Source organism: Arthrobacter endolithicus (assembly GCF_026627425.1).
Classification (GTDB): domain Bacteria; phylum Actinomycetota; class Actinomycetes; order Actinomycetales; family Micrococcaceae; genus Arthrobacter_M.
In genome coordinates this window covers 1-13806 of sequence record NZ_JAPNLH010000019.1, presented here as the reverse complement: position 1 = coordinate 13806, position 13806 = coordinate 1, and the positions used below count along the sequence as shown (strand labels likewise).

Below are 13806 nucleotides of genomic sequence, written 5' to 3'. Positions count from 1 at the left end.
GACCGGCCCGGGTCCTCAGGGACCTCTCAGCTCCTGCATGGAATGCTGGGCTAAAGCGAGCAAAGGAAAGGCAGAACATGGGCGCAATAATGAACGCGATACTGCACGTCACCCCGGTTCTGGCCTACCTGCTCATCACCGCCTTGGTCTTCGCCGAAGACGCATTATTCATCGGCTTCATCCTTCCCGGGGAAACGGCAGCAATCCTCGGCGGTGTGCTGGCCAGCCAGCATCACCTGCAGCTGTGGCTGATCATGGTTCTGGTCATCCTGGCCGCCGTCATCGGCGACAGCGTTGGTTATGAGGTCGGCCGGCACTACGGCCCGCGAATTCTGAACCTGCGGTTACTGAAAAAACGCAGACAAAAGCTCGACGCCGCACGCGAGTTCCTCGCCCGGCGTGGCGGAGCAGCCGTTTTCCTGGGCCGTTTCACCGCCTTCTTCCGGGCTGTGATGCCGGCCCTCGCCGGGCTCTCCCGCATGCCGTACCGGCGTTTCCTGCTCTTCAACGCAGCAGGTGGTCTCCTCTGGGGCGCCGCCGCCGTCCTGCTCGGCTACTTCGTGGGCAACGCATACCTCACGGTCGCCAAAAGCGTCGGCCACGACGTCACTCTGGTCATCGTAGGCGCCGCTGCCCTCGCATTCATTACCTGGCGCATCCACAAACACCGCAAAGCCCGCAGGCAACAGAACCTTCACGTCGCCGCTGACTAAGGCCCGCGGATCGGCTCGAATCCCGGCGGCTCCACGGAGCATGCAGGGCAAACCCGCGCCGGCCGCGATGTTCCGGGCCGAACACCACAAACCGTTCCTGTTACGACGGGCGGGCGAGGTTCTCCTCCGCTAGCCAGCGGGCACGGTTGCGTACTGACCATCGCTGCGCTGCAAGTCTTCGATCAGGCCTACTTGTCATTCTGGCGGGACCAGTCCAACGCCTCGCCGGAGTCATCCCTGTTCTACGGGTGTACCCGAGGGAACAGGTTGAGGTCACTGCAGAGTAACGTCCATTAGGGTCTCTTTCGACTATTGTGACTGTTCGTTCAGAATGGTGCTTAAAGCGCTGCGCTGTATGGCGGTTCTGAAGGCGCTCGGAGGGGAACCGTCATGGGTGGCTCGGAGCAGGGGGAACGACCCGTCATGGGTGTGCAATGCCGAGATGCCGTTCGGCTGCCCGGTCGCGGTGAAGCTGAAGCCGATGTCCGCGGGGACAATGACATGTCACCCGCAGACACAAGCGGGACTTGTACCCTCACAAGTGAAGGCCCCCTACTGCCGGCACTGCGCGAACGCGAGGATGGGAATCATGCACACACCCACCGGCACGGAAACCGCATGCAACCCTTATCCCGGGACGGGAAGGTTGCACCGCCTGCGTTCGGGGACCACGGCAAGGATCCCGGGGCTGGCCCTGGCCGTGTCGATCGCTGTAGTTGCAACAGTGATCGGTCGTTTCGTTCCGCTGGTGGGCGGCCCGGTCAGCGCCATCATCATCGGCGTGGCACTGGCCGCGCTGATTAAACCCCGAGACCGGCTTCGACCAGGCATCAACACGGCAGGCAAGTTCATCCTGCAGCTCTCCGTCGTCGTCCTCGGTTCCCAACTGTCCCTGTCCCAGATCGCCCAGGCCGGCCTGGAATCCCTCCCCGTCATGCTCGGCACTCTGGTGGTCTGCCTGATTGCGGCTTATCTGCTGGGGCGCTGGCTGGGAATCGTCGGGGACCTGCGCACCCTCATCGGCGTCGGGACGGGAATCTGCGGCGCCTCCGCCATCGCCGCGGTCACTCCCGTGATCGGTGCTGTCAGCGTTGACGTTGCCTACGCGATCTCCACGATCTTCCTATTCAACATCGCCGCCGTCCTGGCCTTTCCCTTGATCGGTCACCTACTCGGAATGAGCCAGCACGCCTTCGGGCTCTTTGCCGGCACCGCCGTGAACGACATGTCCTCCGTCGTCGCGACCGCAACGACGTACGGCAGCACCGCCGCCAACTTCGCCGTCGTCGTCAAACTTGTCCGCACCCTGATGATCATTCCCATCTGTCTTGGCCTCGCGGCCTGGGCCGGACACCGCCTCAAGCAAACCGGGAGCAGGCTCCCTGCCGGCGAGGTTGCCGGAACAGGACCGGCCCCCCGGGCCCGGGTGAACGTGTTCCGCCTCGTGCCCTGGTTCCTGATCGGGTTCCTCCTCATTGCCGCCATTAACACCCTTGGCCTGATCCCCGCCGCCGCCCACCCAGGATTGAGCACACTTTCGGTCTTCCTGATCACCGTCGCACTGTCGGCCATCGGCCTGTCGACAGACCTGGGCGGATTCCGCCGTGCCGGAACGAAGCCACTTCTTTTGGGCGCCTTGCTGTGGATCATCGTCACCCTGACCAGCCTCGGACTCCAATCCGCCACCGGACTGAACTGACCACCCCAGCGGACCACCCCGCCCTTCCAACCAGGAGAAACAATGTTTTCCCGTATCCTCGTCGCCATCGATACCACGCCCCACAGCGAAGCCATCCTGGAGCAGGCACGCGACCTTGAACCAGTCCAGCGCCCAAGGCCAGGTCGACGATGCTCTGCTGACCCTCACCAAAGCCGGGATCACGACCAGGTCGGACATCGTGGCCGCCGATGCCCGGACTATCGGAAAGGCAATCCTTCAACGGGCCCATACCTGACCGGACCCCACAACCCGGCACGAGGAACAACTACTTCCACGAAGGCCGTCAACCGACGGTTGGCATAAACAACACTCTGAAAGTGCCATATGCGACCGTATCTGACCTGCCCTTGGCAAGCTTTCGAAAGACTTAGACTCAGGGCATGGGCACCTATTCACCTGCTGAACTCGCCTACAAGCTGGGCTACACCGAGGAAACTCGACCGGGTCGCGTCGTGCGATCCTACCTTCGCGAAAAGTACCTGAACCACCCGCCTGGTCAGCGTTGGGTGCTTGATGAGGGCCAGACAGCTGAGGTTCTAGCGAACGTTCCGCCGAACGCCGCACCGTGAAGGGTGAACGCGAGCTACCGAGGAGTGGTTTGGAGAGGTGGGCCGCCGTTGCTCATTCCGCCCGGATGATGGCGGACGTTTTGGGGAGGTCGGTGAACCACTGCCGGGCTCTCCTCTTCACCCCTTGTCTTCATCGGGCATGGTGTCTACTAAGAAAACGAAGGTGAGCTCCCTGCGGAAAGTGGGGTGAGGTTGGGCTCGAATCCGAGCGAGACCATTCTGCGTAGGAGGCGTTTCTTGGCGCGTTCGGGGTTCGTTTTGTCGTAATGATCGATGCCGAGTTCGTCATAGACGACTCCGTCGTGGAGCATGTTCCAGACGATGATGAGCAGCGTGTGTTGAAGTGCGACTACGGCCCGCAGGGCGCCGGCATGGGACTGGATGCGACGATACTTCACGGCGAGATAGGTCGTTTTTGACCGGGACACGGCCAGCGCCGCGATTCCCAGGGCGGCTTTGAGGTAATGGTCGCCGGGTCGGGTTTGGGTGGACTTGACCCGTCCAGCGGACTCGTTCTGGCTCGGACACACTCCGGCCCACGATGCCAGATGGCCCGCAGTTTCAAACACGTTCATGTCCACGCCAGCTTCGGCGATAATGACGTTAGCGACATTCCTCGATATCCCGGGGACGGTCATCAGCAGCTCCCGGGCTAAGGAAAAAGGTTCCATCACCGTGTCGATGCGGGCGTCCAGGGCCGCGATGGTCGCCTCGATCTGGTCGATGCGGTCCAGATGCAACTGCACCATGAATGCGTGGTGGTCGGTGAAACGGCCCGTGAGGGCTTCGACCAGCGCTGCGGATTTGCGGCCCATCGAGGCATGCGCCAGCGAGGCCAAGGCCTGTGGGTCACGTTCTCCGGAAATGAGAGCGTCGAGGATGCGGCGGGCGGATTGGGTGCTCAGCGTGCTGACGACCGAGGACAATTTGATGTTGGAGTCCTCCAGCCCTTTTTCCAGTCGTGAGTATTCTCGGGTGCGCTCATGAGTCAGGTTCGATCGCGTGCGGGTCAAATCCCGCAACTGGCGGATCGGCTCGGGTGGCACGAAACTGGCCCGCAGCAGGTTGTGGGCTGCGAGCTCGGCCAGCCACGTTGCGTCTGAAACATCGCTCTTCCGGCCCGGGATATTCCGCGCAGCTTTAGCATTGACCAGTTGCACATTCAGCGACTCCGCCAGCAGGAAATAGAACGGTTTCCAGTAGTCGCCGGTGGCCTCCATCACCACCACCGTCACCGCAGCTGCCTCCAGATCCCGGCGCAGGCGCACGATCTCATTCGTCGTTGCCCCGTATGTGGTCACTGTCCTGCTGGACGTTCCTGTCCGCGTTCCCGGTATCCGGATGCAGACCTTCGCATTGCGTTTGGAGATATCCATTCCCGCGGCGCGCTCGTGCACGATGTCCATCATTTACTCCTTGCGTCTGGTCCAACAACACCACCGGCTGGTGGTGCCAGGGGCCGCGGGAAGGGCGGGGAAATAATTCAGGAATCTACTAAACGGGCTCATCAGACCTACGCTGCTGGGCTTGCGGCACCAATCCACGGTTCCCGTGGAAGCCCTCCACGCCACGCTCGTAAACAGGCTCTAAGCACTAAGACACACCGGCGTCGACCGCGGCACTGCCATCATGCGCCGCTACCCAACCTAGCCACAAGGGCGTTTTCTCAAACCCCCAACGCCGCGGAGCGGCTCCACAGCTCGTAACCCCTGTGTCTCGAATCCCATGCGATGCAAGACGACCGGTGCCGCCGAACCGCAATTTTGAGCTGCCGTTTAACCGCTATTCTGAACGAACAGCCACTCCCTTCGACTTTGGTTAGTCAAAGCTGATCGCGCGTTTTAAGGATAGCTGGAGGCAAAGGGCAGGTCATTTTTTACGTGAGGGTCAGTGTCGCCGACCAGAACGAGGCGCGGCAGCTCGAAGCACTTGGTCCTGTACCCACGCTGTTCTCCGAGAAGGTCAGCGGCAAAAACACAAACGACCAGCTACAGCTCCAGGAAATGCTGACCTAAGTCCGCGACGGTGACAAGGTTCGGGTGAAGTCACCGGATCGGCTGGCACGGTCCAAGACGTACCTTCTCGCTCATTGAGCAACTCAAAGCCAAGGGCGTCGCCCTGGACTTCATCGACAACCCGGAACTGAACACTGACACGCCGCAAGGGGAGTTCATGCTCATGGTCCTGGTCGCCATCGCGCCGTTTGCGGGCAATACCGTCCGTGAGCGACAGGCCGAGGGCGTTGCCGTTGACAGGAGGAACGGCGTTTACGACCGGGTTCCGAAGCTATCGCTGGACCAGATCCAGCTCGCACGCGAGCGGATTGCCCAGGACGTGCCCAAAGCCAAAGTGGCCCGGGATCTCGGCGTCTTTCGGCTCCTTTTTGGTCCTGCCTCGGTAGATTACTGCCTCGGTCGCGCAGCGGACGTAGAAGGGGCGACTGCTGACGCTTCGCCGCCCTCTGGGCCGTATATCTGAAGGCGGGATTGGTTGTGTGCAGCTAATATCAGATGTTGCGCGCATAGGCGCGGGGGACAACCACCATGGGCACCTGGAGTTGTTGGAGCATCTTGTAGGCAGTTCTGCCGAGGAACAGCCTCCGCCCTTCCGCCAATCGGCTCGAACCGATCAGGACTACCTCATCGTCGTTCCACGGAAGGTTTCCGATCGCATCTTCGAGAGTCGATCCTTGTGCCACGACGTGGGTGACCTCCGTGTCGGCCGACACTGCTGCCGTTGCCATTAGTTCTTCTATGCGGGTATTGGTCTTGGCCAGCTGAACTTCGCTGGCGTCCTTTGCGTGTGACTGGTCCACGGCGACCAACGAAATGAGCCGAAGCGGGACATGGCGCCGTGACGAGGCATCAATGGCTACGCTAAGCAGTTCTCTGGCGCCTTCCCTGCCACCGACCGTGCAAGTGAAGCGGCTTATTGATAGCGGTGATTCGTATCCGGAGGGTGCCAGGGCGACTGGCACGGGGGACGCATGCAGGAGCGTGTTGGCCACCGTTCCGATGCTGAAATGCTTGAGTATGCCGTGTTTCGCTGCGCCAATGACGATCAGCTCGGCGTCCACTTCCCCGGCAACTTCAATCAGCCCCTCGGCAAACGATTCAGCATAGTGGAGGTGGGTTTGGACAGGCACGTCTGGCGGGAGGAGTGCCAACGCTTCCTCCAACCACACTTTGGCGTTGCCGGCGAGAATTTGCTGGACTCCGCGTTCAGGGTATCCGGCGTCCTCCGGTCGTGGGTTGTCCAAAACATGCACTAACTCCAATTTTGCATCTTGGGTGCGGGCGATCGCCGCAGCGAGGGCGACGGCCTCGGCCCCGCGTCGGTCGGGAGTGTAGCCAACTACGTATCGCATGTTGTGTCCTTTAGTTCCTTGGTGAACTGGCTGCCTGATGGCCGCCTCGCTCTTATTTGACAGTACATATCTATCTATGGGGTGCCCCTACTTAGGAATCCATATTTCAAGGGAGCCGCGTCTCGGTAGTGTCCAGACCGTGATGGCATGTGAGGCAACTTTTGGTTGAGTTGGCATTGGGACAATGATTCTCTCGCGGCGGTTAAGGAGTGCTTTTAGATCTGGCTGTTGCGCAGCAGTTTGCCCGTGGGGGTGATGCCGTCGATCTCGGCACCGGCCAGGAAGGTGCGCCGGATGACCCCGGTGAGGGATGCGCCGTCGTACGGGGTGATAGCGTTCTTGTGCTTGAGGCGCGTCACGTCGACCACCTGGGCTTCGTCGGCGGCGAAGATCGAGAAGTCGGCGTCTGCGCCCACGGCGAGGCGGCCCTTGGCCTCCAGGCCTACCAGGTCGGCCGGGGCGGAGGACATCCATTCGACCACCTTCTCCAGGGGAATGCCGCGCTTGCGGGCCTCGGTCCAGATCAGCGGCAGGCCCAGCTGGAGCGAGGACACCCCGCCCCAGGCCACGGCAAAGTCGCCGTTTTCCAGGTCCTTCAAGTCCAGCGTGCTGGGGGAGTGGTCGGAGACGATGCAGTCGATAGTGCCGTCCTGCAGTCCCTGCCAGAGCTGTTCGCGGTTGCCGGCCTCGCGGATGGGCGGGCAGCACTTGTAGGCGGTGGCGCCGTCCGGTACGTCCTCGGCCTGGAGGGTGAGGTAGTGCGGGCACGTCTCGACGGTGATACGCACGCCTTCGGCCTTCGCGGCCGCGATCAGCGGCAGGGCCTCGGCGGAGGAAAGGTGCAGGATGTGGGCGCGGGCGCCGGTGCGCCGGGCCGCCTCAATGACGTGGGCGATCGCGGTGTTCTCCGCGGCGCGCGGGCGGGAGGCCAGAAAGTCGGCGTAGTGCCGGCCGGGCACAGCCGGGGCCTCCTCAATGGTCCTCGAATCCTCGGCGTGCACAATCAACAATGAGTCGAAGGTGCCGATTTCCGCCAGGTCCCGCTCCATTTCATCGGCCTCCAGGTGCGGGAACTCGTCCACACCGGAGTGGATCAGAAAGCACTTGAAACCAAACACGCCCTCGTCGTATAGCGGGCGCAGGTCCGCGGTGTTGCCTGGGATGGCCCCACCCCAGAAGCCGACGTTGACAAAGGTCTGCCCCACAGCGGCCTCGCGCTTGAGCTCAAGGTTGGGCACTGTGGTGGTGGGGGGGATGCTGTTCAGTGGCATGTCCACCACGGTGGTGACGCCGCCGGCGGCAGCTGCCCGGGTGGCTGAGGCGAAGCCCTCCCAATCGGTGCGTCCGGGCTCGTTGATGTGGACATGGCTGTCCACGAGCCCGGGGATCAGGGTCTCATCAGCGGTGAGCTCGATAGTCTTTCTGCCCGTGAGCCCGGCTCCCAGGGGTTCGACGGCGGCAATAACGCCAGCGGTGATTCCCACCTCGTGTGCGGCGGTGCCGGCCTGGGTCAGCACGCTGACGCCCCGGATGACCAGGTCAAAAGTGTCGTGTGTGGGGTAAGTCATTGGAGAGCTCCTCGTGTCCTGGAACGGGTGTCTAAGATGGAATGCAAGGTGGAGTGAGGCGCTTTCGGCTCGCACACGGCATTATTCCCCTACGGATACGGATACGGATACGGCCAGAGGCCAGCCGATAATTTTTTTGGGCCGCGGCGTTGCGTAGGTGCGGACTTTTGAGGTGGACAGTCCGAGTCGGACCAGGGATTCCGCGATGGTGACCGCTGCCGCCACGCCGTCGACCACCGGAACACCCAACCGTGTGCGGATTTGTTCATCCAGGCCTGACATGCCGCCGCAACCCAAGACGATGACTTCTGCCTTGTCGTCCTCTACAGCCTGGGTGGCCTGGTCGATGATCGCGGATACCGAACGGTCCGGAAATTCTTCTAGTTCCAGCACTCCTAGGCCGCTGGCCCGCACCGAGGCGCAACGGGCGTCGAGGCCGGCCAGTTTGAGCCGGTCCTCAATCAGCGGCACTGTCCTGTCCAAGGTGGTGACGACCGAATATTTATGGCCGAGGAACATTGCTGTGCTTGCCGCGGCCTCGGTGATGTCCACGACGGGAACGTCAAGTAGTTCCTGAAGACCCTCCCTGCCGTGCTCACCGTAGCCTGCTTGGATGACGGCGTCGAACGGCTCGGCGTAGGCCAGTACCGCATCCATGACGGCAATCGCGGCTAGATAGCTTTCAAAATTTCCCTCGCAGGACTCGGCGCCGAAGCGCGGAGTGATACCGATAATTTCCGTTCCGGGAGCCGCGGCGCTGCGCGCCTGTGCGGCGATGGAGTCTGTCATGGAGACGGTGGTGTTGACGTTGGCGATCAGGATGCGCATGTTGTTCTTTCCTACTTTTGCTTTGGCGCTGGGGCGCAGTCCGGTCCGTCGAATGGGTCCCGGGTCGGGACTGTGCCCCAGTGGTGGTGGGATTGTCAGTGCAGGCTGGGGACCGCGATCGGTTCTCCGGAGACGTCTTCGAATGAGCGCTTGCGGTCAGCAATCAGGAAGTAGACCAAGGCCCCGATGCCGGCTCCGAAGAACCAAGAGAACGACGCGACTGCCTGGAGAGATGGAACGAAGGCGATGAGAAGCGAGATGGCAGCGGACGGAATGAAGGCGATGATCGCCCGGGAATTGATGCCCTTGCGGTAGGAATAAGCTCCGGTGCGGGACTCGGTGTAGAGCTCGGGGACGTTGATCTTGGCCTTGCGGAGAAGCCAGTAATCGGCCATGATCACTCCGAACAGAGGCCCGAGCAGCCCTCCAAGTCCGCCAAGGAAATAGACGATGACTGCGGGGTTGTTGTAGAGGTTCCAAGGCAGGATCACCAAGCCGATGATGGCGCTGACCAGGCTGGCCCGGCGGAAGTTGAGTCTCTTGGGGAACAAGTTAGTCAGGGCGTAAATCGGGGCGACAAAGTTGGCCATCAGATTTACAGCGACAGTCAGCACGAGCAGGGCCAGTGCAGCCAAGACGAGTAGGAGCGTATTGGGGATGGACTGGACAATGTCCGAGGGGCTGCTGATAAGGACGCCGTTGATTTTGAATTGGGCGCCGGTGATGACGACGACGATCAGGCCGAAGAGAAGCATGTTAATCGGGATGCCCCAGAAATTGCCCTTGATGATTGACTTGCGGCTCTTCGAGGCCCGGGTGAAGTCGCAAAAGTTCAGAACAAACGTGGCGTAGATCGAAACCCAGAGAGCACCTCCGGCGAAAATTTCCCGCCACATGGCACCGCCGGTGAGGGCATGAGGCTTTGAAAGGGCAATGGACCCACCGGCTTTTGCGAACATCCAGACGGCCAGGGCAATCATGGTGATGAGGATGATGGGCCCGGCGAAAGCCTCGTACTTGCGGATCATGTCCATTCCATAGCGGACGATAATAACCTGCACCACCCACAGGAAGAGGAAGGCTGCCCAGCCGAGGGTGGAAAGACCTAGAATGGAGTTATGGTCGAGATTTCCCAGTCCTGGCGACAGGGCGATCAGCAGGACGCGAAGGACCAGGGACGCGAGGTAGGTCTGGATTCCGAACCAGGCAATAGCCACGCCTCCGCGGATCAGCGCGGGAATCTGGGCGCCGTGGATTCCGAAGGAGATGCGACTCATCACAGGAAACGGGACACCCGTCTTATATCCCATGAAACCCGAGAAGGTCAGTAGCGCGAACAAGAGGACGGCGCCGACGCCAAGTGCCACCAGAATCTGCCACGCGCCGAGGCCGAGGGCGAACAGGCCAATGGCGAAGCCGTAGTTGCCCAAGCTGTGAACATCGTTGGCCCACAGGGTGAAAATGCTGTAGCTCGTCCACCGTCGACCTTCTGCCTTGGTCGGGGCCAAGTCCTGGTTGTACAGCCGCTCACTGATCTCGGGTAAACCTGGTACACGCAAAGCCGACTCAGGCGGGTGGTGCATGATCGGATCGGGATGGTTACCGTGGTGGTGGCCATGCACCTCGACCGGCGGGGTCGAGCCTGGAATTATACTCATTAGAGGTCCTATCGAATAGCTAAAAAAATGATCTGTGGTGGCGCGCAGGCGGAATGAGAATCAGGGGAGAGTCCCAGAGCCGGGGTGTGTGGAGCGTGAGGGCCAGTGGAAGGTGCTCCTGAGGCAGCAGCGTCAGAGGCGCTGATTTGAAGACGGTCGTCGCATGGACGTGTAGAGAATCTCGAAGATCCGGCACTTACGTGTTCAAATTGTCGGTCGGATTATGGCTTCTCAGCTTCATCAACGACTTACAGGCACTGATCCTCGCACCGATCCGGCCGAAGTCAGGGCGGACTCCTTATGCCCTTTATTAGGGGCGGACGCTATGATCCTGACAGTAGTGGGGATCCGTCTGGGGCGGTCGATTTCTGGACGCGCCGTCAGGGCGATCAGAACTGTTCAAGAGGGGGGCCGGAGGAACCCGCCGGCGTCTCTTGGCTGCGGCCGAACTCGCTTTCAGCGCAGCAGGATGAGGGATAGACATTGACCTAGACCAATCGTTGGAGGCTCCTCAACGTGAGGATGTCACCACTGTAATGCAGATCACCTAATTCCACAATAAGATACCTAATTTCCACATAATGGAGTTTTAGTTCTGTTTGGCGCTGTGGACGTGGGCAGTGTTTCTTAGGTGGCTCAAGTTCGCGGAACGCGGTAGTGTCTCCTGCCTTTTGGAGAAGTTTCCAGCACATGCTTAGGGTGTGGCGGAGATCGAGCCTTCGGATCCCGACAAGCTCGCCGCCTCTTCGTTGAAGAAGCTCGATCATGGGTATCTTGTCGATGTCTGTGTTGCAGAGTGTCCGTGTGACCCGTACGGCTGTCCGTCCAATTAAGGGGCTTGTTGTGGGGTGCTGTTCTTAGATCGTCCCGTGGGGGTCGAGGTGTTTTCCGGGTTCCATGGTGGGTAGCGGTGATTTCCCGTCGTCCTGCTTCACGTCCGTGGGAGGCGGCGATGGCCATGCCGGCTTTGGTGCGCTCGGGGAGCTGGTCGCGTTCTGGGGCGGAACTTGATGCCCTGCCTTGAAGTCGGCACGGCCGCCGGCCCGGCTGCAGTTCCCTGTATTTGCTGGGCCAGCCGGTCGAGTTGACGGAACGGGTCTGTACGTATCAGTATGGCTATTGACTCCTTGTCCCGCCGTCAGAGAAACACCGCACTACCGCGGCATTGACGGGTTAGACGACCACTAATAACCATCAAAATGAGCGTGGCGACGTAGTGCCTTTCCGAGATGGCCGTTTCCGAATGGCCACTTGGTAGGCAGCCTGCTTTGAAAGGTACCTATGGGCGCACCACGTTCAGGTGCGGAAGCATAATCGGCCTGACCTCGTCCTTGGTTAGATAAAAGTTTAGGCAGTGCACTGTCCCGTTGAGGGTGTTCAACCCAGATCAACCGAAGAGCGCTGCCACCTTGGTCAGCGTGATGAACAGGCCATAGAACAGCGGAATTCCGACCAGTGCCCAGACAACGGTGAGTTTTACAGCTGTCATCTCAGGACTCCAATGCTTGTTCGCGGGTGGTGGGGATGCTTCGGGCTGATTCGTGGAACGTATCCCGGACGGGCCTGACCAGCAGGTTGGCGATGAATCCGATCACCAGCAGGCCTACCATGGTCAGCAGCGCCGGTTGGTAAGCCTGCGCCGTCAGCTCGCCCGGTTTGCCCTGGACGTCCAGAAAAGCATTGATAATCAATGGACCGGCAATTCCTGCAGCGGACCAGGCAGTTAGCAGCCTGCCGTGGATCGCGCCCACCTGGTAGGTGCCGAAGAGGTCCCGCAGGTAGGCCGGCGCTGTTGAAAAGCCGCCACCGTAAAAGGAAATGATGATGAACGCCAGGACTACGAACAGCGCCGTGGTGCTTGAACCGGCTAGCGCCAGCAGGACATAAAGCCCGCCACCGACACCCAGATAGATCATGTAGACCGGTTTACGTCCCACGAGATCCGACGTGGCCGACCAGGCAAAACGGCCGCCCATATTGGCGATGGAAAGCAGTCCCACAAAACCGCTGGCGACCCCGGCAGTCACCAGAGACATACCATCGGGTTGGCGGAAAAAATCCTGGATCATGGGTGAGGCCTGCTCCAAGATGCCAATGCCGCCGGTCACGTTGCAGAATAGGGCAATCCATACCAGCCAGAACTGCTTGGTCTTGATGGCATTGGCGGCCGAGACGTGGTTTGAGGTGACCAGCGTCTTTGCCTTGACCTTGGCGGGATCAAAGCCAGCTGGCTTCCAGTCCGCCGCCGGCACCTTGATCGTAAAGGCGCCAAAGAGCATGTAGATAAGGTAGATGCCGGCAAGGGTGAGAAAGAGCAGCCCCACGGCGTTGCCGCTGGCAACCCAGCCGGGTGCACCCGAGTTCGGGTCATAGGCCTTCAGCAGCGCTGAGGACAGGGGGCTGGCAATCAACGCTCCTCCGCCAAAACCCATGATGGCCATGCCGGTCGCCAGGCCGGGCCGGTCCGGGAACCACTTGATCAAGGTAGAGACGGGCGAAATGTACCCGATGCCTAGCCCTATGCCGCCAATGACCCCGTAGCCGAGGTAAACCAGCCATAGCTGGTGGCTGAAAATGCCCAGTGATCCCACCAGGAACCCGCCGGACCAGAAGAGCGCCGAGACAAACATGGCCTTGCGTGGGCCGTTCGTGTCCACCCAAGTGCCCATCACGGCGGCGGAGAGGCCGAGCATCACAATCGCGATGGAGAAGATAATGCCGATCTCCGTCAGACTGGCGCCGAAGTGCTTTACCAGGGCGGTCTTGTACACGCTTGTGGCGTAGGCCTGACCGATGCATAGGTGCACCGCGAGAGCGGCCGGCGGGATGAACCAGCGATTAAGGCCGGGAGGGGCGACGGTGCGCTCCCTGTCAAGCCAACCCATGTGGACTCCTTTGGTCGGTGTGGCCCGGTGGGTATCAGCAGCCACTGTCCGTAATTGTGTAACAAATCACATCGAAAATAAAGCCGGGCCAGCGGCGGTTTACTGGTTGGCTGCTGTCTGCCGCCCGCGCCGGTCGGAGCGTCGCCACTGAATTGTCCTGCGCGGGTCTTCTGTAGGGGTCTTTGCCGTGACGACGTTCAATTCTTTGCCGGGTTCCTACCGTGACCTGGCGGATTCGAGGTGGATGGCGGGTAGCTTATTTGAGCTGCACGTCGAGCGGCGTCCGGGGCACGACGGCGTCTAATCAGTGCAGTACAAAAGGCGGTGTCATACCCTCGAAGCAACAAGTTGGTTGAATAGAGGAGCTGCTTGTGGGGCGTAGGCCGTTGTCGTTTTCGGATCGAGCGGACATCGCTGTGGGGGTCCTGGCTGGTAGGACGGATCGGCAGATCGGGGCTGATCTTGGCCGGCATCATACGATCATTTGGCGGGAACGGC

The 13806-nt window shown here is 60.8% G+C and carries 14 protein-coding genes and 1 pseudogene; 8 read left to right on the top strand and 7 right to left on the bottom strand.

Going from position 1 to position 13806, the window contains the following annotated elements; translation table 11 throughout:
- Positions 1 to 77: 77 nt before the first annotated feature.
- From OS914_RS14820 to OS914_RS14805, 5 genes and pseudogenes are all read left to right on the top strand, one after another.
- Positions 78 to 713, top strand: a complete 636-nt coding sequence (locus OS914_RS14820; RefSeq protein WP_267546833.1) for a DedA family protein — start codon at positions 78 to 80, stop codon at positions 711 to 713.
- Positions 714 to 863: 150 nt separating this feature from the next.
- A pseudogene (locus OS914_RS18120) lies at positions 864 to 962 on the top strand (sugar ABC transporter permease); the annotation flags it as partial.
- A gap of 340 nt (positions 963 to 1302) precedes the next feature.
- Complete coding sequence (locus OS914_RS14815; RefSeq protein WP_267546832.1) at positions 1303 to 2412, top strand: YeiH family protein; 1110 nt, start codon at positions 1303 to 1305, stop codon at positions 2410 to 2412.
- A gap of 115 nt (positions 2413 to 2527) precedes the next feature.
- Entirely contained in the window at positions 2528 to 2668 is a 141-nt protein-coding gene (locus OS914_RS14810; RefSeq protein ID WP_267546831.1) for a hypothetical protein, read from the top strand.
- 145 nt (positions 2669 to 2813) lie between these two features.
- Positions 2814 to 3002 (top strand): hypothetical protein, encoded by a 189-nt coding sequence (locus tag OS914_RS14805; RefSeq protein WP_267546830.1) that lies wholly within the window; start codon positions 2814 to 2816, stop codon positions 3000 to 3002.
- 149 nt (positions 3003 to 3151) lie between these two features.
- On the opposite strand, the gene OS914_RS14800 is transcribed toward OS914_RS14805, so the two are convergent.
- Positions 3152 to 4408 (bottom strand): IS110 family RNA-guided transposase, encoded by a 1257-nt coding sequence (locus OS914_RS14800; protein ID WP_267546877.1) that lies wholly within the window; start codon positions 4406 to 4408, stop codon positions 3152 to 3154.
- A gap of 474 nt (positions 4409 to 4882) precedes the next feature.
- On the opposite strand from OS914_RS14800, the gene OS914_RS14795 reads away from it, so the two are divergent.
- Together OS914_RS14795 and OS914_RS14790 are read left to right on the top strand one after the other, a co-directional pair.
- Entirely contained in the window at positions 4883 to 5017 is a 135-nt protein-coding gene (locus OS914_RS14795) for a recombinase family protein (RefSeq protein ID WP_267546829.1), read from the top strand.
- 37 nt (positions 5018 to 5054) lie between these two features.
- Positions 5055 to 5480 carry a recombinase family protein gene (locus OS914_RS14790; RefSeq protein ID WP_267546876.1) on the top strand — a complete coding sequence of 142 codons (426 nt, stop codon included), beginning with the start codon at positions 5055 to 5057 and terminating at the stop codon, positions 5478 to 5480.
- Between the two features lie 28 nt (positions 5481 to 5508).
- On the opposite strand, the gene OS914_RS14785 is transcribed toward OS914_RS14790, so the two are convergent.
- The 6 genes from OS914_RS14785 to OS914_RS14765 all read right to left on the bottom strand — a co-directional run bounded on the left by OS914_RS14785 (position 5509) and on the right by OS914_RS14765 (position 13308).
- A complete protein-coding gene (locus OS914_RS14785; protein ID WP_267546828.1) occupies positions 5509 to 6369 on the bottom strand; it encodes a universal stress protein in 861 nt (286 codons plus the stop codon).
- 215 nt (positions 6370 to 6584) lie between these two features.
- Complete coding sequence (allB, locus tag OS914_RS14780; RefSeq protein ID WP_267546827.1) at positions 6585 to 7937, bottom strand: allantoinase AllB; 1353 nt, start codon at positions 7935 to 7937, stop codon at positions 6585 to 6587.
- Between the two features lie 81 nt (positions 7938 to 8018).
- Entirely contained in the window at positions 8019 to 8765 is a 747-nt protein-coding gene (locus tag OS914_RS14775) for an aspartate/glutamate racemase family protein (RefSeq protein ID WP_267546826.1), read from the bottom strand.
- 95 nt (positions 8766 to 8860) lie between these two features.
- The gene (locus tag OS914_RS14770) at positions 8861 to 10348 is read right to left on the bottom strand and encodes an NCS1 family nucleobase:cation symporter-1 (RefSeq protein WP_267546875.1); all 1488 of its coding nucleotides are present in this window, start codon (positions 10346 to 10348) and stop codon (positions 8861 to 8863) included.
- A gap of 1462 nt (positions 10349 to 11810) precedes the next feature.
- Positions 11811 to 11912 (bottom strand): MFS transporter small subunit, encoded by a 102-nt coding sequence (locus OS914_RS18310; RefSeq protein ID WP_420713963.1) that lies wholly within the window; start codon positions 11910 to 11912, stop codon positions 11811 to 11813.
- A gap of 1 nt (position 11913) precedes the next feature.
- On the bottom strand, positions 11914 to 13308 hold the full coding sequence (locus OS914_RS14765; RefSeq protein WP_267546825.1) for an OFA family MFS transporter: 1395 nt from the start codon (positions 13306 to 13308) through the stop codon (positions 11914 to 11916).
- Between the two features lie 371 nt (positions 13309 to 13679).
- Between OS914_RS14765 and OS914_RS18305 the strand changes: the two genes are divergently transcribed.
- On the top strand, positions 13680 to 13806 hold a 127-nt coding region (locus tag OS914_RS18305; protein ID WP_420713967.1), incomplete at its 3' end, for a helix-turn-helix domain-containing protein.